The 18,455-nt window shown below is 69.9% G+C and carries 13 protein-coding genes; 7 read left to right on the top strand and 6 right to left on the bottom strand.

Annotated features, from left to right (window positions below):
* Window positions 1–14 precede the first annotated feature (14 nt).
* The gene (locus tag RAB70_RS07975) at window positions 15–365 is read right to left on the bottom strand and encodes a DUF5713 family protein (RefSeq protein ID WP_010344517.1); all 351 of its coding nucleotides are present in this window, start codon (window positions 363–365) and stop codon (window positions 15–17) included.
* A 94-nt stretch (window positions 366–459) separates the two neighbouring features.
* Window positions 460–1,098: a response regulator transcription factor gene (locus tag RAB70_RS07970; protein ID WP_017910914.1), complete on the bottom strand. Its 639-nt coding sequence runs from the start codon at window positions 1,096–1,098 to the stop codon at window positions 460–462.
* Between the two features lie 280 nt (window positions 1,099–1,378).
* Between RAB70_RS07970 and RAB70_RS07965 the strand changes: the two genes are divergently transcribed.
* Window positions 1,379–4,513, top strand: a complete 3,135-nt coding sequence (locus RAB70_RS07965; RefSeq protein ID WP_148828829.1) for a ligand-binding sensor domain-containing diguanylate cyclase — start codon at window positions 1,379–1,381, stop codon at window positions 4,511–4,513.
* A gap of 19 nt (window positions 4,514–4,532) precedes the next feature.
* Here RAB70_RS07965 and RAB70_RS07960 read toward each other — a convergent pair whose 3' ends face one another.
* From RAB70_RS07960 to RAB70_RS07950, 3 genes are read right to left on the bottom strand one after another with little or no spacing between them, the layout of a single operon-like run.
* Window positions 4,533–5,615: an ABC transporter substrate-binding protein gene (locus tag RAB70_RS07960; RefSeq protein ID WP_170268109.1), complete on the bottom strand. Its 1,083-nt coding sequence runs from the start codon at window positions 5,613–5,615 to the stop codon at window positions 4,533–4,535.
* Entirely contained in the window at window positions 5,612–7,000 is a 1,389-nt protein-coding gene (locus RAB70_RS07955) for a sensor histidine kinase (protein WP_148828830.1), read from the bottom strand. Before RAB70_RS07955 ends, RAB70_RS07960 begins: the two co-directional genes overlap by 4 nt.
* Window positions 6,993–7,697: a response regulator transcription factor gene (locus RAB70_RS07950; RefSeq protein ID WP_017910910.1), complete on the bottom strand. Its 705-nt coding sequence runs from the start codon at window positions 7,695–7,697 to the stop codon at window positions 6,993–6,995. Before RAB70_RS07950 ends, RAB70_RS07955 begins: the two co-directional genes overlap by 8 nt.
* Window positions 7,698–7,934: 237 nt before the next feature.
* Here RAB70_RS07950 and RAB70_RS07945 point away from each other — a divergent pair, with 237 nt between their 5' ends.
* From RAB70_RS07945 to RAB70_RS07925, 5 genes are all read left to right on the top strand, one after another.
* Window positions 7,935–9,110 (top strand): porin, encoded by a 1,176-nt coding sequence (locus RAB70_RS07945; protein ID WP_192578935.1) that lies wholly within the window; start codon window positions 7,935–7,937, stop codon window positions 9,108–9,110.
* A 131-nt stretch (window positions 9,111–9,241) separates the two neighbouring features.
* A complete protein-coding gene (locus RAB70_RS07940) occupies window positions 9,242–10,567 on the top strand; it encodes a CitMHS family transporter (RefSeq protein WP_148828832.1) in 1,326 nt (441 codons plus the stop codon).
* Between the two features lie 105 nt (window positions 10,568–10,672).
* Complete coding sequence (gene phbB / locus RAB70_RS07935; protein WP_010344527.1) at window positions 10,673–11,413, top strand: acetoacetyl-CoA reductase; 741 nt, start codon at window positions 10,673–10,675, stop codon at window positions 11,411–11,413.
* A gap of 252 nt (window positions 11,414–11,665) precedes the next feature.
* A complete protein-coding gene (locus RAB70_RS07930) occupies window positions 11,666–12,697 on the top strand; it encodes a LacI family DNA-binding transcriptional regulator (protein WP_148828833.1) in 1,032 nt (343 codons plus the stop codon).
* A gap of 182 nt (window positions 12,698–12,879) precedes the next feature.
* The gene (locus RAB70_RS07925; protein ID WP_148828834.1) at window positions 12,880–14,238 is read left to right on the top strand and encodes a diguanylate cyclase domain-containing protein; all 1,359 of its coding nucleotides are present in this window, start codon (window positions 12,880–12,882) and stop codon (window positions 14,236–14,238) included.
* An 84-nt stretch (window positions 14,239–14,322) separates the two neighbouring features.
* On the opposite strand, the gene RAB70_RS07920 is transcribed toward RAB70_RS07925, so the two are convergent.
* Window positions 14,323–15,669: an MFS transporter gene (locus tag RAB70_RS07920; protein WP_148828837.1), complete on the bottom strand. Its 1,347-nt coding sequence runs from the start codon at window positions 15,667–15,669 to the stop codon at window positions 14,323–14,325.
* Window positions 15,670–15,968: 299 nt separating this feature from the next.
* Here RAB70_RS07920 and RAB70_RS07915 point away from each other — a divergent pair, with 299 nt between their 5' ends.
* Window positions 15,969–18,428, top strand: coding sequence for a TonB-dependent receptor domain-containing protein (locus tag RAB70_RS07915; protein ID WP_148828835.1), 2,460 nt, complete (start codon window positions 15,969–15,971; stop codon window positions 18,426–18,428).
* The last annotated feature ends 27 nt before the right edge of the window (window positions 18,429–18,455 follow it).

Below are 18,455 nucleotides of genomic sequence, written 5' to 3'. Positions count from 1 at the left end.
GCGCAGCGATGCCTCTACCACTCGCGCGGGGCGATCAGCTCTTCGACGTCGGCGTCTTCGAAACCATAGGCCTTGGCGATGTGCAGGAAATCCACGCCGATGTTCTCGCTTGCGGCGGTCTCGATCTCGCTGTCGTGGGCCTCGAACTCCAACGCCAGCTTGTTGAACTCTTCGGTGGCGGCATGGGTGAGCCGGTACAGCGCCGGCAGGTCTGCCGGTGCCTGCGCCTCGATCGCCTCGCACAACCGCAGCAGGATCTTCTGTCCCTTGCCGACCAGCGACGGGGGGAAGTAGTCGTCGTCCAGCATCTCCTGCAGGAACGGATAGTGGGCGGTCTGCTCGTTGCGGAGGGTCGTGGTGGGCATGGTCCGGTGGTCTCCGCCCGCGGGGGGCGCGGGCATCGGCGCATAGCATCGCGTATCCGGGCGCCGCAGAAAACGCCCCCCGCCGGCGCCCGGTTCAGGCCTCGCCTTCCGGCTCCAGCGCCTTCACCAGCACCGCGGCCTGGGTGCGGCTGTGGCATTCGAGCTTCTTCAGGATCGCGGTCACGTGGACCTTGACGGTGTTCTCGGCCAGGCCCAGTTCGTAGGCGATCTGCTTGTTGAGCAGGCCGTCGGCCAGGCACAACAGCACCCGGAACTGCTGCGGGGTCAGTTGCGCCAGGCGCGCCGCCAGCTGCGCGTCGGCCTCCGACCGCGCCGCGGTCAGCGGTGGGAACCAGGTGCCGCCGTCGAGCACCGCCGCCACCGCAATGCCGATGGTCTCGGCCGGCGAGGACTTGGGAATGAAGCCGGCCGCGCCGAACTGCTGCGCGCGGCGGATCACCCGCGGATGGTCGTTGGAGGAAATCACCACCACCGGCACGTCCGGGCGCTCGCCGCGCACGTGCAGCAGGGCCGAGAAGCCGCGCGCGCCGGGCATGGCCAGGTCCAGCAGGATCAGATCGGCATCGGCCTGCGCGGCCAGCGCGGCGTCCAGGGTGCCAGCGCTGGCCGCCTCCACCACCAGGGCGCGCGGCAAGGCCTGGCGCAGCGCGTGCAGCACGGCGGCGCGGAACAGCGGGTGGTCGTCGGCGACCAGGATCGTCGGGGCATCCATGGGCGTGAAGGCGGCTGGCATGACGCTGCAACGCGGCGTCGGGTGGGCGCGGACAACGCGCAGGACCCGCAGTGTACGTGCGTGGCCGTTGGATGCCGAGTGCGCGGGGTCCGATCGGGCGGCGGCGGGTTGGTCGAGACCGGCATGGCGGATGCGTGCGGCGGAACGCGCGGGACCTTGCGCACGGCACCGCCACGCCGCGCGTGGCCCTCCGCAGCGCGCAGCAAGGCGTCCTCGGCCGCGCATTCAAGGCCGGCCCCACCATGGCCGATAACACGGCGTGACCGTCTCGTTCTCCAATCTGCTGGGCCGCCTGCCGCTGGCCGCGTCCTGCCTCATCGTGTGCCTGGCGCTTGCGCCGGACGCGTCCGCGGCCGTCACCGCAAGCGACGACGAGCTGCCCAGCAGCCTGGAGCACTTCGGCCTGGACGAGGGCCTGTCGCAGCTGTCGATCAACGCCCTGCAGAGCGACGACCAGGGCTTCCTGTGGGTCGGCACGCAGGAAGGCCTGAACCGCTTCGACGGGCATCTGTTCCGCGCCTACCGGCGCGAACTCGGCAGCGACAGCCGGCAGAGCCTGCTCAGCAGCAGCATCGACAGCATCGGCTTCGAGCCGCGCGGCACCCGCCTGTGGCTGGGCACCAACGACGCCGGCCTGGAAGTGATCGAGCTGGCCACCTGGCAACACCACCGTCTCGACGCGAAGCAGGGCCTGTCGCACAACCGCGTCACCCAGATCCTGATCGATCCGCAGGGCGGCGCATGGCTGGGCACCGAACGCGGCATGGACCGGGTCGAGGCCGACCTGCAGCGGGCGCGCCCGCTGGGCGGCGATGCGCCGGTGGTGGGCCTGACCTGGATGCCGGACGGCAAGCAACCGGTGGCACTGGACCGGCAATGCCGGCTGTGGAGGCTGGGCCGCGACGCGCGCGAGGAACTGCCGGCACCGCGCGGCATCGACGAATGCGTGGGCCTGCAGTCCGGCCCGGAAGGGCTGTGGCTGGCCTCGGCGAGCGGCGGCCTGTTCCAGCTCGATGCGCAGGGCGCGGTGCTGGCGCACTGGACGCCAGCGCAGTTGGCCACCGGCGGCAGCGACCTCAGCGCGCTGATCCGGCTGCACGACGGCCGCGTGCTGGTCGGCACCACCAATGCCACGGTGACGCAACTGGACAGCGCGCAGCACGCGCCGCAGCGGCTGAGCTTCGACATGCCGCCCAACAGCGCCATCATCCGTTTCTACCAGGCACCCGACGGCACCTGGTGGATCGGCACCTACACCGGCGGGCTGTACCGGGTGCGTCCGTTGTCGGCGGTGATCCGCAACGACGAGGAGCGCGTCAGCGACACCCATGCGTGGCCCAGCAGCAGCGTGCGCAGCATCTGGCGCGACGGCGAGCGCATGCTGATCGGCACCGACCAGGGCCTGCTGCTGCGCGACAGCAGCCGTGCCGCCTGGCAACTGGTGCCCGGGCTGGCCAGCCAGGCGATCCGCAGCATCGCCGCCGACCGCGACGGCTGGTGGCTGGGCACGCGCCAGGGGCTGTGGCGCCTGGACCGCAACGGCACAGTGCGGCGCCTGGGTGGGCTGGCCGACGAGCACGTCAACGATCTGCTGCTGGAAGGCGACACGCTATGGGTGGCCACCCGCCGCGGCCTGACCCGCGTGGTCGATGGGCGCGTGCGCAACGATCCGCGCTGGGCACCCCTGAACGGGCACACCCTGACCCGGGTCTACCGCGACAGCGAAGACACGCTGTGGATCGGCTGCAACGACTGTGGCGTGTGGCGCATGCGCAGCGGCCGTCCCGCCGAGCCCTACCGCCCGCGCGGCAGCACCCTGTACCCGTCGGTGTGGTCGCTGTACGAACACGACGGCGTGCTGTGGGTGGGCACCTTCTCCGGCGGGCTGTACCGCATCGACCTCAAGCGCGACGTGGCGCTGCGCTACAGCGACCGCGAGGGGCTCAGCAGCAACGTCATCTACACGATCCTGCCGGATCCGCAGGGGCGGCTGTGGCTGAGCACCAACAACGGCCTGAGCGTGCTGGATCCGCGCACGCGCATCGTGCAGAGCCTGGGCCGCCGCGACGGCCTGCAGAACCAGGAGTACAACAGCGGCCGCGGCTACCGCGACGCGCACGGCCTGCTGTATTTCGGCGGCACCCAGGGCGTGGACGTGATCGATCCCACGCGCCTGCCGCTGCGCAGCCCGCAGGCGCGCGCAGTACTCACCGACCTGCGCATCCTCAATGCCGGCGAGGACCGCGACGGCAGCGAGAACCAGACCGAGAGCGACGTGGTCTACGCGCAGCGCATCGCCCTGGACCATCGCGACAACGTGTTCACCATCGGCATGACCGCGATCGACTTCGCCGCCCCGGGCACCGCACGCCTGCGCTACCGCGTCGATGGGCTGCAGAAGGGCTGGGTATACCCGCAGACCGCGCACAGCGACTTCTCGGTCAGCCACCTGCCACCGGACCGCTACACGCTGGTGGTGGAAGCGGCCGGGCGCGACGGCCAGTTCGGTGGCGCGCGGCGGCTGCAGATCGAGGTGCTGCCGCCGCCGTGGCGGCATCCGCTGGCCTACGCCGGCTACGTCGTGCTGGGCCTGGCGCTGCTCGGCCTGGCGCTGCAGCGGGTGCGGCACACGGTCAACCGCGAGCGCGACATGGTGGAACTGCTCAACCTGACCGTGGCCGAGCGCACCCGCCAGCTCGAACGCGCCAACCAGCAGTTGCTGCAGAGCAATGCGCGCCTGCAGGCGGCCACGCGCCTGGATCCGCTGACCCAGGTCGCCAACCGCCGCGAGCTGCAGGACTGGCTGGCGCGCGAATGCCCGGCCCTGCTGGCGGCGCTGGACGAAGGCAGCAGCGCCGATGCGCTGTACTTCTTCATGATCGACGTGGACAACTTCAAGCGCATCAACGACGACTACGGCCACCAGGCCGGCGACGCCGCGCTGGTGCACTGCGCCGATCGCCTGCGCGGACTGTGCGGCGAACGCGACCTGCTGGTGCGCTGGGGCGGCGAGGAGTTCCTGCTGGTCACCCGCCTGCCGCGCGAAGACGTCGCCAGCGACCTGGCCGAACGCCTGCGTGCGGCGGTGGCGACGCAGCGCTTCGCGCTGGCCGAGCGCGAACTGACCCTGACCTGCTCCATCGGCTTCGCCCCGTGGCCGTTCGTCGCCGCGTGGCCGGCGCTGGGCGACTGGGAACAGAGCGTGGGCCTGGCCGACCGCTGCCTCTACGCCGCCAAGGGCGCCGGCAAGGACGCCTGGGTGGGACTGGCCCCGGGCGCGGCGCCGGACCGGCCGCGCCTGCACGCGCTGCTGGCCGGCGGCGCACCGGAAGAACTTGGCGACAGCGTACGCGTGCTGTGCTCGCCCGGGCGCCAGCCGCACTTCGCGCGCTGAGCGACGCCGGCGCGGCGGCTCAGCGCGGCGGCGCCTGCTGCATGCTGCTGCGCCAGGCGTCCAGGAACTGCCGTCGCTTCAGCGCATCCAGATACACCAGCAGCCCCGGGCCCAGCGCGATCGGACGGAACGCCGATGCGGCGGCCGGCCCACCCTGCGCCGCCACGCCTGGCTGCGGCAGGATCGGCTGCAGCCGCGCCTCGCGCGACAGCCCCTGCTGCCCGCGCGGCGACAGCAGGTAATCCAGGAAACGGCGCGCCTCGGCCGCGTGTGGGCTGTCGCGCGGGATCACCGCGGTGCGCAGCGCGACCAGGGTGTAGTCCTCCGGCTGCACGATCGCCAGCGGCGCGCCGGCATCGATGCGCGCCTGCGCGTACGAACCCAGCACGTTGTAGGCCAGCAGCAGGTCGCCGCGGGCGACCTTGTCCAGCAGCACGCCGGTGCGTTCTTCCAGCACCACCTGGTTGTCGCCCATCGCCGCCAGCAACGCGCCGGCCATGCTGCCGAGCTGGCTGTCCTGGGTCGCGAACAGGTAGCCCACGCCGCTGCGCTCCACGTCGTAGGTGCCGATACGCCCACGCAGCGGCGAGCCCGGCGCGCGCAGCAGTTCCAGCAGCCGGCGGCGGGTGCGCGGCACCTGCGCGGCCGGCAGCCGCGCGGTGTTGTAGACGATCGCCACCGGCTCGTAGCTGATGCCGAAGACCTCGTGCCGCCACTGTGCCCACGCCGGCAGCGCCTCGGTCTGCGGCGAGCGGTGCGCCAGTGCGTGACCGTCGTTCACCAGCTTGGTCTGCAGATCCATGCTGGCGCTGATCAGCAGATCGGCGCAGCGCGGGCCAGGGCCTGGATGCAGGTAGCGCCGGTAGATATCGCCGGCGATCACGTCCTGGTACACCACCTCGGTGTGCGGATGCAGGCGTTGGTAGTCACCGATCACCGCGGCGAATACCTCGATGTCGGTCGAACCCTGGATGCACAGTTGTGCGGTGGCCGCGCCCTGCGCCGGAAAGCGGCGCACGTCGCCGGGCGCGGCCAGCGCGGCATTGGCAAGCAGCGCGGTCAGCAGCAGCGGCAGACCGCGCAGCAGCGCGGGCAGGCTCATGGATGCAACCTCGGCAGGTGCAGGCTGGCGATCAGGCCGCCGCCCACGCGATTGGACAGGTCGATGCGCCCGCCATGGGCCTCGACCACGCGCTTGACGATCGCCAGGCCCAGCCCGGCGCCGCCGGCGGCCGTACCCTCGCCGCGCACGAAGCGCTCGAACACGCGCTCGGCCTCGGCTGCGGCGATGCCCGGACCGTGGTCGGCCACGGTCACCACGCAATCGCGTGCGCTGCAGGTCAGCGCCACCTGCAGCGGGCCATCGCCGCCGTACTTGCAGGCATTGTCGATCAGATTCTTGATCGCCTCGCGCAACAGCAGCGCATCGCCGCGCACCAGCGCCGGTTCGCTGGCCACGGCCAGTTGCACGCGTGGCCGCGGCGCGGCCTGCGGCACGGCCTCGTGCAGCGCCTGGTGCAACACCTCGGCCAGGTCCACGCTGGCGTAGCGCTGCAGGTTGGAACGGTGGATCACGCTGGCGTCGCTGAGCAACTGGTTGAGCAGGCGGCTCATGTGCGTGGCATTGCGCTCGATCGCCTCCAGGCTGCGACGCATCTCGTGCGGGTCGTCCTCGTCCAGCGCCAGTTGCGCCTGCGCACGCAGCGCCGCCAGCGGCGTGCGCATCTGGTGCGCGGCCTCGGCCATGAACGCGCGCAGGGTCTCGTTGCTGCCGGCCAGGCGCGCCATGAAGCGGTTCAGCGCCGCCACCATCTGCTGCATCTCCTGCGGCGCCGTCGCGGCCACCGGCTTCAGTTCGGACGGTTCGCGCCGCGACAGTTCGCGCTCCAGCGTGCGCAGCGGCCGCAGCGCACGCGATACACCCAGCCATACCAGCGCCAAGGCCAGCAGCGACAACAGCGCGATCGCCACCAGCGCATGCAGCACCACGTCCTGCGCCAGCGCCTCGCGGGCGCGCCGGGTCTGCCCCACCTGCACCCACACCTGGTCCTGCGCCGCCGCCGAGGACACCCGCCGCGACACTACCGCGAAGCGCACCGGCTCGCCGCTGTAGACCGCATCGAACAAGCGCGGCGGCGCGCTGGCGCGCGGCAGCGACGGCGCCGCCGGCAGGTCGTCGTAGCCGGTGATGGTGCGCCCGCGCGCATCGAACACGCGGTAGAACACCCGGTCCTCCGGCGCCATCGCCAGCAGGTCCAGCGCGGCATAGGGCAGGTCCACCTGCCACTGGCCGCCGGCCAGCGCCACCGAATCGACGATGGACAGCGCCGAGGACACCAGCAGATGGTCGTAGGAACGGTTGGCGGCACGCTGGCCGTAGTCGCGGGCGACGAAGAACAGCGCCACCGCGCCGAGCAGCGACAGCGCGCCCAGGTAACGCAGCAGCGTGCGCCGGATCGATGGCGCCGGCGGCGCGGCCTCAGCCATCGCCGTCCGCTGCCGCCGGATCCGGCGGCGACGCGGCCGCCTCCAGCTTGTAGCCGACGCCGCGCACGGTGACGATGCGCAGCGGCGCGTCGGCCAGCTTCTTGCGCAGGCGCCCGACGTACAGTTCGATCGCATTCGGCCCGGCCTCGTCGTCGAAGCCGAACAGGCCGTTGCCGATCTCGTCCTTGCCCACCACCTGGCCGAGCCGGCCAATCAGGATCTCCAGCAGCCGATACTCGCGGTTGGGCAGTTCGATCGGCGTGCCGTCCAGGCTGACGCTGTGCGCGGCGTTGTCGAAGGCGAAACCGCCGAGCTGCACCACCTCGCTGGCCTGGCCGCGATTGCGCCGCAGCAACACCCGGCAGCGCGCCTCGAACTCGCGAAAGTCGAACGGCTTGCCCAGGTAATCGTCGGCGCCCACGTCCAGCGCCTGCACCCGATCCTCGATGCCGTCGCGCGCGGTCAGCATCAGCACCGGCGTGGTATCGCCGCGCTCGCGCAGCCCGGCCAGCACGCGCAGCCCGTCCAGTCCGGGCAGGCCGATATCCAGCACCACCAGATCGAAACGCTGGTAGCGCAGCACCCCGGCCGCACTCAAGCCATCGCGCTGCCAATCCACCGCATGCCCGCTGCGGCGCATGCGCCGCACGATCGCATCGGCGAGATCGGCGTTGTCTTCTACCAGGAGCAGGCGCATTGGAGGCTGGGAATGGTGAATCGGGAATGGGGAATGGAAACAGCAACGGCAGAAGCCTAGCGCATCCAGGAACGTGCTTTTTCGATTCCCCATTCTCGATTCCCGATTCCCCACCGCCGACAGGTCGTTGACAGCTACGTCCGACTAGGCTGCGTCCATGCCGGTCCGCGGCCGTTGCGGACGGACCGATCCAATCGCTGCGACACGCACCTGGGAGGGGACGTGGAACTGAAGACTCTGACATGGGGCAGCGCCTGCGCGTTGCTGTGCCTGGCCGGATCGGTGCACGCCGCCACCGACGACGACGGCCCGGTGACCGCCGAACTCGGCGGGCGCCTGCATTGGGATTTCGCCCACTTCGACAACGACAATCGCGGCACGCCCAATCCCGACGATACCGAGATCCGCCGCTTGTGGCTGGACGTGTCGGGCAAGGTCTTCGGCTTCGGCTACAAGGTCGAAGGCGACTTCGCCGGGCTGCAGGACGACTTCAACGGCAAGGGCATCGAGGCCAAGGACGTCTACATCACCCGTAAATTCGATGCCGGCACGCTCACCGTTGGCCAGTTCAAGCAGTACTTCACCCTCGACGACCGCACCGGTTCCAACTTCGGCCAGTTCCTGGAGCGCAGCGGTGCTGGCAGCACGCTGGCGCCGCTATACCGCAAGGCGGTGTCGTGGCAGGCCGCGGGCACCGACTACACCTGGGCCGCCAGCGTCTACAGCCTGCAGAGCATCGACGTCTCCAACGTCCGCGGCCATGCGTTCGGCGGCCGCGGCACCTGGGCGCCGGGCGCGCGCGACGGCGACGTGCTGCACCTGGGCCTGTCGCTGGCGCACGAGCACTACGACCATCCCGGTGCCGGCGGCGCGCCGGCGCTGAGCATCCGCCCGCGCCCGGCCGGGCACCTGTCCGACGACAGCCGCGTCACCCTGGCGCGCTTCGCCGACGGCCGCGACACCGACGTGGACAAGTGGTCGCTGGAATACGCGCAGGTGCGCGGGCCGCTGTCGTGGCAGGGCGAGTTCAGCGGCGGGTTGTTCGACGACGGCGCGCAGCGTGCCGACGTGATGGCGGCTTACGGCTTCGTCAGTTGGTTCGCCACCGGCGAATCGCGCCGCTACGACAGCAAGACCGGGCGTTTCACCCGCATCAGGCAGGTCAATCACAACTACGGGGCCTTCGAGCTGGCGCTGCGCTACGACCGCATGTGGGGCGCGCAGCACCGCGACGGACAGCCCGATCTGCTCGATGCCTCCACCGCCTCGTGGACGCTGGCCGGCAACTGGTACCTCAAGCCGAACCTGCGGCTGATGCTCAACCTGATCGACAGCCGCAACCGCGATCACCTGGCCGGCGTGACGCTGGACCACACGCGGGCGATTACGGGGCGCTTCCAGTATGACTTTTGAGTGCCGGGATTGGGGAATGGGGATTCGGGATTCGCAACGGCGGGATCGTGCGATGTGACGTCTGGTCGGCCTCTTTTCGGATCCCTGATGCGGGGTCCATCTTCTTTCATGCACTGCCCTGAGGAACTTCCATGCTGACCGCGCTCGGTTTCGGAATGGTCATTACCTTCATGTACCTGATCATGAGCAAGCGGCTGTCGCCGCTGGTCGCGCTGATCATCGTGCCGATCGTGTTCGCACTGGCCGGCGGCTTCGGCACCGGCATCAACGAGATGATGTTGGAGGGGATCAAGAAGATCGCGCCCACCGGCGTCATGCTGATGTTCGCGATCCTGTACTTCGGGGTGATGATCGACGCCGGCCTGTTCGATCCGCTGGTGCGGCGCATCCTGCGCCTGGTCAAGGGCGACCCGATGAAGATCGTGGTCGGCACCGCGGTGCTGGCGCTGCTGATCTCGCTCGACGGCGACGGCTCCACCACCTACATGATCACCGTCTCGGCGATGCTGCCGCTGTACCGGCGGCTGGGCATGAACGCGCTGAACATGACCTGCGTGACCATCCTCGCCGGCGGGGTGATGAACCTGACGCCGTGGGGCGGCCCGACCGCACGCGCGGCCACCGCGCTGCACGTGGACCCGGCCGACGTGTTCGTGCCGCTGGTGCCGGCGATGGCGCTGGCGATCGTCGGCATCCTGCTGCTGGCCTGGTACCTGGGCATGAAGGAACGCCGCCGCCTCGGCGTGGTGACGCTGCCCGGCGATGCCTGGATGGACGGCAGCGTGGCCGACGACGGCGAGGCGCTGCCCACCGTGGAGGATGCCGAGGACATCAAGCGGCCGCGGCTGCTGTGGGTGAACCTGGCGTTGACCCTGGCGCTGATGGCGGCGCTGGTGATCGGCGTGCTGCCGATGCCGGTGCTGTTCATGATCGGCTTCGCCCTGGCGCTGCTGATCAACTACCCGAACCTGGCCGAGCAGCGCCGCCGCCTGGTCAACCATGCCGGCAACGTGCTGTCGGTGGTGTCGCTGATCTTCGCCGCCGGCGTGTTCACCGGCATCCTCTCCAACACCGGCATGGTCGAGGCGATGTCGCGCAGCTTCCTGGCGGTGATCCCCGACGCATGGGGGCCGTACCTGGCGGTGATCACCGCACTGGCGAGCATGCCCTTCACCTTCTTCATGTCCAACGACGCCTTCTACTTCGGCGTGCTGCCGATCCTGTCCGACGCCGCCAGCCACTACGGCATCACCCCGGTGGAAATGGCCCGCGCCTCGCTGGCCGGGCAGCCGGTGCACCTGCTCAGCCCACTGGTGCCGTCCACCTACCTGCTGGTCGGCCTGGCCAAGGTCGACTTCGCCGACCACCAGCGCTTCACCCTGAAATGGGCGGTGCTGGTGTCGTTGGTGTTGATGGGTGGCAGCTTGTTGTTCGCACTGTATCCGTTGGCCGCTTGAGTGCTGCCGGGAATGGGGAATCGAGAATCGGGAATCGCAACAGCGCCTCGCTTCTCACCATTCCCGATTCCCAATTCTCGATTCCCAACTCCGAAGGAGTTCAACGTGACCCTCAGAATCGCCTACGTCACCAGCGGCATGGGCAGCATCGGCACCGCGATCTGCCAGAAGCTGGCGCGCAACGGCCATACCGTGGTCGCCGGCTGCGGGCCGGACTCGCCGCGCAAGTCGGCGTGGCTGCGCGAGCAGCGCGAGCTCGGCTTCGATTTCATCGCCTCCGAGGGCAATGCCACCGACTGGGATTCGACGGTGGCGGCGTTCGCCAAGGTCAAGGCCGAGGTCGGCGAGATCGACGTGCTGGTCAACAACGCCGGCGGCAGCCGCGACATGCTGTTCCGGCAGATGGGCCGCGAGGACTGGCAGGCGGTGATCGCCAGCAACCTGCATGCGCTGTTCAACATCACCAAGCAGGTGGTGGACGGCATGACCGCGCGCGGTTGGGGCCGCATCGTCAACATCGGCGCGGTCAGCGCGCAGAAGGGCCAGATCGGGCAGATCAACTACGCCACCGCCAAGGCGGCGATGCAGGGCTTCAGCCGCGCGCTGGCGCAGGAAGTGGCCTCGCGCGGGGTCACCGTCAACACGGTGTCGCCCGGCTACATCGCCAGCGCGGCGATCAGCGGCTTCCCCCCGGACGTGCTCGATCGCCTGGCCAGTTCGGTGCCGCTGCGCCGGCTCGGCAAGCCCGAGGAAGTGGCGGCGCTGTGCGCCTGGCTGGCCTCGGACGAGGCCGCCTACGTCACCGGCGCCGACTACGCGGTCAACGGCGGCCTGCACATGGCCTAGCGCCTCGCCTGCCCCGCATGGCGCCACGGTTGCGCGTGCATGCAGCGGAGACGCGGGACGTGGACCTGCGCTCGACCGCGACGGATGCGCCCGCGCGCAGCCGCCGGATTCGGCAGGCAGGCACGCCGCGGCATACGCGAACAGGCATGCAGCGCGCCACCGCCGCGGCGATGCAGCCGCGGCGTGCAAAGCGCCGCGACGCCCGCCTGGCATACACTGCCGGTTCCGCTTCGTCCGTCGCGCCCGCTCCGCATGTCCGACAAACCCGAACCCGGCGCGCCCGCCGCGCGCCTGCAGATGGCCGACATCGCGCGCATGGCCGGCGTCTCCGAATCCACGGTGTCGCGTGCGCTGGCCGACAACCCGGTGGTCGCCGAACGTACCCGCGCCTACATCAAGCAGCTGGCCCGCGACGCCGGCTACCGGGTCGATCCGGTCGCGCGCAGCCTGCGTTCGCGGCGCTCCAACATCGTCTGCGTGGCGGTGCCGCTGATGCACGCGCACGAGCAGCCGCTGTCGGACCCGTTCATGATGACCATGCTGGCGCTGCTGGCCGACGCGCTGACCGCGCGCGGCTACAGCATGCTGCTGTCCAAGCTGAACCAGCACCAGGACCACTGGGTCGAGGACCTGGCGCGCAACAGCCGTGCCGACGGCGTCATCATGCTCGGCCAGAGCCACGAGCACGCCTCGCTAGACGCCGCCGCGCGCGGCGGCCTGCCGATGCTGGTGTGGGGCAGCCGCATCGACGGCCAGGCCTATGCCAGCGTGGGCAGCGACAACCTGCGCGGCGGCGAACTGGCCACCGCGCACCTGATCGAACATGGCCGCCGGCGCATCGCCTTCCTCGGCGACGAGCAGTTGCCGGAAGTGGCGCCGCGCTTCGCCGGCTACCGGCGCATGCTCGACGCGCACGGCCTGGCGTTCGACCCGAGGCTGCACGCGCGCAGCCACTTCCTCAGCGAAGACGCCTACCGCCTGACCCGGGCGATGCTGAAGAAGACCGACCCGCCGGATGCGGTGTTTGCCGCCTCCGACGTGATCGCCCTGGGCGCGATTCGCGCCCTGATCGACGCCGGCCACCGCGTGCCGCAGGACATCGCCCTGGTCGGCTTCGACGACATCCCCTTGGCCGCCTACAGCCAGCCACCGCTGACCACCGTGCGCCAGGACCTGGCCCAGGCCGCCACCCTGCTGGTGGACGGCGTGCTGAACCTGATCGCCGGCACGCCGGTGCAATCGGTGGAACTGCCGGTCAGCCTGGTGGTGCGGGAATCGGCGTGAGGCAGGGATAGGGCCGTCGAGAACGCGGCAAGGACGCGCGCCAGGGCCGGCTGATGCCGAGCGCGTCGTCCAGCGCCCCCGAACTCCGGTTGCTGCGCCTCCTGGCGCCCTCCCCCGCGATGCCAGCGCAAATCGCGGCATCGCGGCACAATGGGTCACCAGGCTCCGACGACTCGTGCCGCATGCAACGCATTTCGCCCCTGAACATCGTGGACCTGCTGCTCGATGCGGTCTGCATCGTCGAACCGGACAGCACCATCGTGTTCGTCAGCCCCGCCTTCGAGCGCATCTTCGGCTATACGCCGCAGGAGGTGACAGGCAAGCGCATGCTCGAGATGGTGCATCCCGACGACCTGCCGGCCACCCGCGCGCAGGCCGACAGCATCACCGAGGGCGCGCTGCAGCTCCACTTCGAGAACCGCTACATCCGCAAGGACGGGCGCATCGCGCACATTCGCTGGACCGCGCGCTGGGTCGCCGACTACAGCATGCGCCTGGCCGTGGCGCACGACATCACCGAACGCAAGTCGACCGAGGCGCTGCAGGCGGCGCTCTACGGCATTTCGGAGGCGGCCCATACCGAGCAGACGCTGGAGTCGCTGTGCAGCCGCATCCACCAGATCATCGGCGAACTGCTGCCTGCCACCAATTTTTCCGTGGCGCTGTACGACGCGTCGTCGCAGACGCTGCGCTTTCCCTACCATGCCGATGAGCACCATGCCGCACCGCCCTGCCTGCTGCTGGCCGAGGCGCCGCTGCATGCCGAGGTGATCCGCACCGGCTGCACGCTCCTGCGCGCACCCTACGCCCCCATCACGCCGGCATCAGGTGGACTGGAGCAGTCCGCGCTCGCACCGCAGCCCCATTCGTGGCTGGGCGTTCCGCTGCAGACACCGAAGGGCGTTCTCGGCCTGCTGGTGCTGCTCGGCTACTCCGAACAGTCCCGCTACACCGACAAGGACCAGGCGCTGCTGCAGTTCGTGTCCACCCAGGTGGCAGCCGCCGTCGAGCGCAAGCAGACGCTGGAACGCCTGCAGCACATGGCCCAGTACGACCATCTGACCCAGCTCCCCAATCGCCAGCTGTTCCTGGACCGGCTCGAGACCGCCCTGGCGCAGGCCCGGCGCGCGCGCAGGCGGCTGTCGCTATTGTTCATCGACCTGGATCGCTTCAAGGACGTGAACGACACCCTCGGCCATGCGGTCGGCGATCTGCTGCTGCAGCGCGTGGCCGGGCGCCTGCTCGACTGCGTCCGCACATCGGACACGGTCGCCCGGCTGGGCGGGGACGAATTCGTGGTGCTGATCGAAGGCGGCCACTCGGCCGACCATGCCACGGCAACGGCCAACAGGATCCTGGCCGTCTTCGGCGAGGCGTTCGACCTGGACGGCCACCACCTGCACGTGTTGCCCAGCATCGGCGTGGCGTTCTACCCCGATCACGGCGACGACGCCCACAGCCTGCTGGTGCACGCCGATGGGGCGATGTACCGCGCGAAGAAGGCCGGTGGCAATCGGATCGGCGTGGCGTCCATGGCATGAGCGACACGTCGCCAGGCCAGCGGCGTTCGTGCAACGGGCTGGACCGCGCCGTGCGAGATCGGAGATCGCCGCTGCGGCGGCGCTTCAGTGCGCCGCGCCGCGCTTTTCCGATTCCCCATTCGCGGTTCCCCATTCCCGACGCTTCACCAACAACATCGCCACCGCGGCTGCCAGCATCAGCGCGCCGGCCAGGCGAATGACGTTGCGTGGGTCGCCCTGCAGCAGGCGGTCGTAGTACAGCGGCAGGGTCACGATCTGGATCAGCATCGGCAGCACGATGAACAGGTTGAACAGGCCCATGTACACGCCGGTGCGCTCGGGCGGGATGCTGTTGGCCAGCATCAGGTAGGGATTGCCCATCATGCTGGCCCAGGCCAGGCCGATGCCGAGCATCGGCAGCAGCAACAGCCAGCGGTCGTGGATCGACGGCAGCACGCACATGCCGACGCCGGCGGCGACCAGGCAGGCGGCGTGGGTGGCCTTGGGGCCGAACCGCCGCGCCACCGGCACCATCGCGAACGCGGCCAGGAAGGCGACGAAGTTGTAGAAGCCGCCGATCTGCCCGTTGACCAGGCCGGCCTCGCGGAAGCCGTGCGAATCGGCCGCGGTGGTGCCGAACAGCGTGGTCGACAGCGACAGCACGATGTACTGCCAGTAGCAGAACATCGCATACCACTGGAACAGCATCACCGGCGCCATCTGCCGCATCGTCGGCGGCATCTGCCGCACCGCATCGACGATCTCGCGCAACGTCGCCAGCGGCCCGGACGCGGCGCTGCGCAAGCGCTGCAGCTCCGCCGCCGGCAGCACCGGCTCGCGCACGCTGCGCGCGGTGAGCAGGATCGAGGCGGCGGAGAAGCCCGCACCGATCGCGAACGCGGCGATGGTGACGTAGGGAATGTGGTGGGCGTTGGCCGCGTCCTGGTTCATGCCCAGCCACACCAGCAACGGCGGGGTGACATAGGCCAGGGTCTGGCCGAGGCCGGTGAACGCGCTCTGGGTCAGGTAGCCCAGCGGCCGCTGCGGCGGCGCCAGCACGTCGCTGACCAGCGCGCGGTACGGCTCCATCGCCACGTTGTTGGCCGCATCCAGCATCCACAGCAGCGCCACCGCCATCCACAGCGCCACGCTGAAGGGCATGGTCAGCAGGCACAGGCTGCACACCAGCGCGCCCACCACCATGTACGGCATGCGCCGGCCCCAGCGCGTCACCGTGCGGTCGCTGAGCACGCCGACCACCGGTTGCAGCACCAGCCCGGTGATGGGGCCGGCCAGCCACAGGTACGGCAGGTTGGCGTGGTCGGCGCCCAGGTAGTTGTAGATCGGGCTCATGTTGCTCTGCTGCAGCCCGAAGCTGTACTGCACGCCGAAGAAACCGGCGTTGAGCGCCAGCACGCGCGAGAGCGGAAGCAGGGGACGATCGGAACGCATGAGCATCGGCATCGGCCTGGGCGGGTCGGGCACGCGGGAGGCGTGCCGCAGCGGCGGAGCGGAGTGTCGCCGCGCCTGCAATCGTTTGTAACGCTGCGCCGCACCATGCAGAATGCCTCGATCTCTCATCGATAAGGTTGGCGCAAGCGCCATTGGTGGATTTGCTGCACTGCAAATTGCAATCGATTGCGGACGACCTTATCTGTACGCCGCCGCACCCACCGTCCGCGCCGCGCCCTGCCCGTTCCGGCAGCGGCGCGCCGCCACCCACTGCACCACTCGCTTCGGGAGAGACAGCGATGCATCACCCTTCGATCCGCCTGCAGACCCTGGCCCTGGCCGTCGCCGCGGCGCTGTCCGCACCGGCTGCGCTCGCGCAACAGGCCACACCCGCCGCTGCCGACGCCCCGGCGGCGCAGGGCGACGTGGTCAGTCTGGACTCGGTCTTCGTCACCGGCACCGCCACGCCCAAGAGCAAGCTCAAGTCCAGCGTCTCGGTCAGCACGGTCGGCGCCGAGGCGATCGAACAGTCGGCACCGCGCAGCACCGCCGAGATCTTCCGCAACATTCCCGGCATCCGCTCCGAATCCAGCGGCGGCGAAGGCAACGCCAACATCGCCGTGCGCGGCCTGCCGGTCGCCTCCGGCGGCGCCAAGTTCCTGCAGTTGCAGGAAGACGGGCTGCCGGTGCTGGAGTTCGGCGACATCGCCTTCGGCAACGCCGACATCTTCCTGCGCGCGGACTACAGCCTGGAGCGCATCGAAGCGATTCGCGGCGGCTCGGCCTCCACCTTCGCCAGCAACTCGCCCGGCGGCATCATCAACTTCATCAGCAAGACCGGCGACACCGCCGGCGGCAGCGTCGGCCTCACCCGCGGCCTGGGCGGCTACGACAACACCCGCCTGGACTTCGACTACGGCGCACCGTTCGCCGAGCACTGGCAGTTCAACGTCGGCGGTTTCTACCGCCGCGGCGACGGCGTGCGCGACGCCGGCTACACCACCGACAAGGGCGGCCAGCTCAAGGCCAACCTGACCCGGCTGTTCGACAACGGTTACGTGCGCGTTTACGCCAAGTACCTCAACGACCGCGCAGCCGGCTACCTGCCGGTACCCACGCGGGTCAGCGGCAGCGACGGGTCGCCGCACTTCGGCAGCATCGACGGTTTCGATCCCGGCACCGGCACGCTGTACAGCCCGTACTTCCGCAGCAGCGCCACCCTCGATGGCGGCAACAAGCCCTCGCGAGTGGAACTGGGCGACGGCATGCATCCGCTGTCGCGCGCGTTCGGTGCCGAGGCGCAGTTCGACATCGGCGGCGGCTGGACCCTGACCGACAAGTTCCGCATCGCCGATACCTCCGGCCGCTTCGTTTCGCCGTTCCCCGCGCAGGTCGCCGATGCCGGCGCGCTGGCGGCGAGCATCGGCGGCGCCGGTGCCGGCCTGCGCTACGTCGACGGCCCGAACGCCGGCCAGGCCTACACCGGCCTGGCACTGCGCACGCATCTGTTCAACGTGCACCTCAACGACCTGGGCAACGCGGTCAACGACCTCAGCCTGGCGCGCGACTTCGGCAGCGGCGACGGCGGCAACCTCAACCTCAAGGCCGGCTGGTACACCTCGCGGCAGACCATCGACGTGGACTGGACCTGGAACTCCTACGTGCAGTCGCTGGGGCACCGCCCGCGGCTGCTGGACGTGGTCGCCGCCGACGGCAGCCTGCGCTCGCAGGACGGCCTGTACGCCTACGGCGTGCCGTACTGGGGGCTGGACAACACCCGCCACTACGACGTGCGTTACGACATCAACGCGCCGTACCTGGCGCTGAGCTGGGACCAGGGTCCGCTGAGCGTGGACGGCAGCCTGCGCTACGACATGGGCCGCGCCCGCGGCAGCACCAACGGCGGCGTGCTGGCCAGCAATGTCGACGTGAACGGCGACGGCGTGATCGAGGCGCCGGAGCAACGCGTGGCGACCATCGACTACGCCAACCCCAAGCCGGTGCGCTACGACTGGAACTACCTGTCGTATTCGTTCGGCGGCAATTACATGCTCAACGACGACCTGGCCGCGTTCGCGCGCTACAGCCGCGGCGCCCGCGCCAACGCCGACCGCCTGCTGTTCGGCGTGGTCCGCGACGACGGCTCGGTGTCCTCCAACGAAGCGGTGAACGTGGTCAAGCAACTGGAAGGCGGCCTGAAGTGGCGCAGCGGCGGGCTGAGCCTGTTCGCCACCGCCTTCGCCGCGCGCACCCAGGAGCAGAATTACGAAGCCACCACCCAGCGCTTCTTCGACCGCACCTACAAGGCGCACGGCCTGGAACTGGAAGCCGCGTACCGCACCGGCGGCTTCACCCTCAACGGCGGCCTGACCTGGACCGACGCCACCATCGACAAGGACCAGATCACCCCGGCCAACGCCGGAAACACCCCGCGTCGGCAGGCGCGCTTCGTCTGGCAGCTGACGCCGAGCTACCGCGGCGAGCGCTACCAGGTCGGGGTCAACGCGATCGGCACCAGTTCGGCCTACACCCAGGACAGCAACCAGCTGAAGATGCCCGGCTACACCCAGGTCAACCTGTTCGGCGACTACCGCATCACCGATGCGCTGACCGTCTCGCTCAACGTCAACAACCTGTTCAACACCTTTGGTCTGACCGAAGCGGAGGAAGCGTCGATCGCCGACGCGGCTTCCGGCGTGATCCGCGCGCGCTCGATCCCGGGCCGCACTTCCAGCATCAGCCTGCGCTACGACTTCTGACGAGGACCGCACATCCGCGCCCCACCG

Source organism: Xanthomonas sontii, from assembly GCF_040529055.1.
Classification (GTDB): domain Bacteria; phylum Pseudomonadota; class Gammaproteobacteria; order Xanthomonadales; family Xanthomonadaceae; genus Xanthomonas_A; species Xanthomonas_A sontii.
This window is presented reverse-complemented; position numbering and strand designations above follow the sequence as displayed.

Bases quoted from the DNA above. Each gene is read 5' to 3' on its own strand.
- RAB70_RS07975 (WP_010344517.1), bottom strand. From the start codon at position 365: ATGCCCACCACGACCCTCCGCAACGAGCAGACCGCCCACTATCCGTTC.
- RAB70_RS07970 (WP_017910914.1), bottom strand. From the start codon at position 1,098: ATGGATGCCCCGACGATCCTGGTCGCCGACGACCACCCGCTGTTCCGC.
- RAB70_RS07940 (WP_148828832.1), top strand. From the start codon at position 9,242: ATGCTGACCGCGCTCGGTTTCGGAATGGTCATTACCTTCATGTACCTG.
- RAB70_RS07960 (WP_170268109.1), bottom strand. From the start codon at position 5,615: ATGAGCCTGCCCGCGCTGCTGCGCGGTCTGCCGCTGCTGCTGACCGCG.
- RAB70_RS07915 (WP_148828835.1), top strand. From the start codon at position 15,969: ATGCATCACCCTTCGATCCGCCTGCAGACCCTGGCCCTGGCCGTCGCC.
- RAB70_RS07925 (WP_148828834.1), top strand. From the start codon at position 12,880: ATGCAACGCATTTCGCCCCTGAACATCGTGGACCTGCTGCTCGATGCG.
- RAB70_RS07920 (WP_148828837.1), bottom strand. From the start codon at position 15,669: ATGCGTTCCGATCGTCCCCTGCTTCCGCTCTCGCGCGTGCTGGCGCTC.
- RAB70_RS07950 (WP_017910910.1), bottom strand. From the start codon at position 7,697: ATGCGCCTGCTCCTGGTAGAAGACAACGCCGATCTCGCCGATGCGATC.
- RAB70_RS07930 (WP_148828833.1), top strand. From the start codon at position 11,666: ATGTCCGACAAACCCGAACCCGGCGCGCCCGCCGCGCGCCTGCAGATG.
- RAB70_RS07955 (WP_148828830.1), bottom strand. From the start codon at position 7,000: ATGGCTGAGGCCGCGCCGCCGGCGCCATCGATCCGGCGCACGCTGCTG.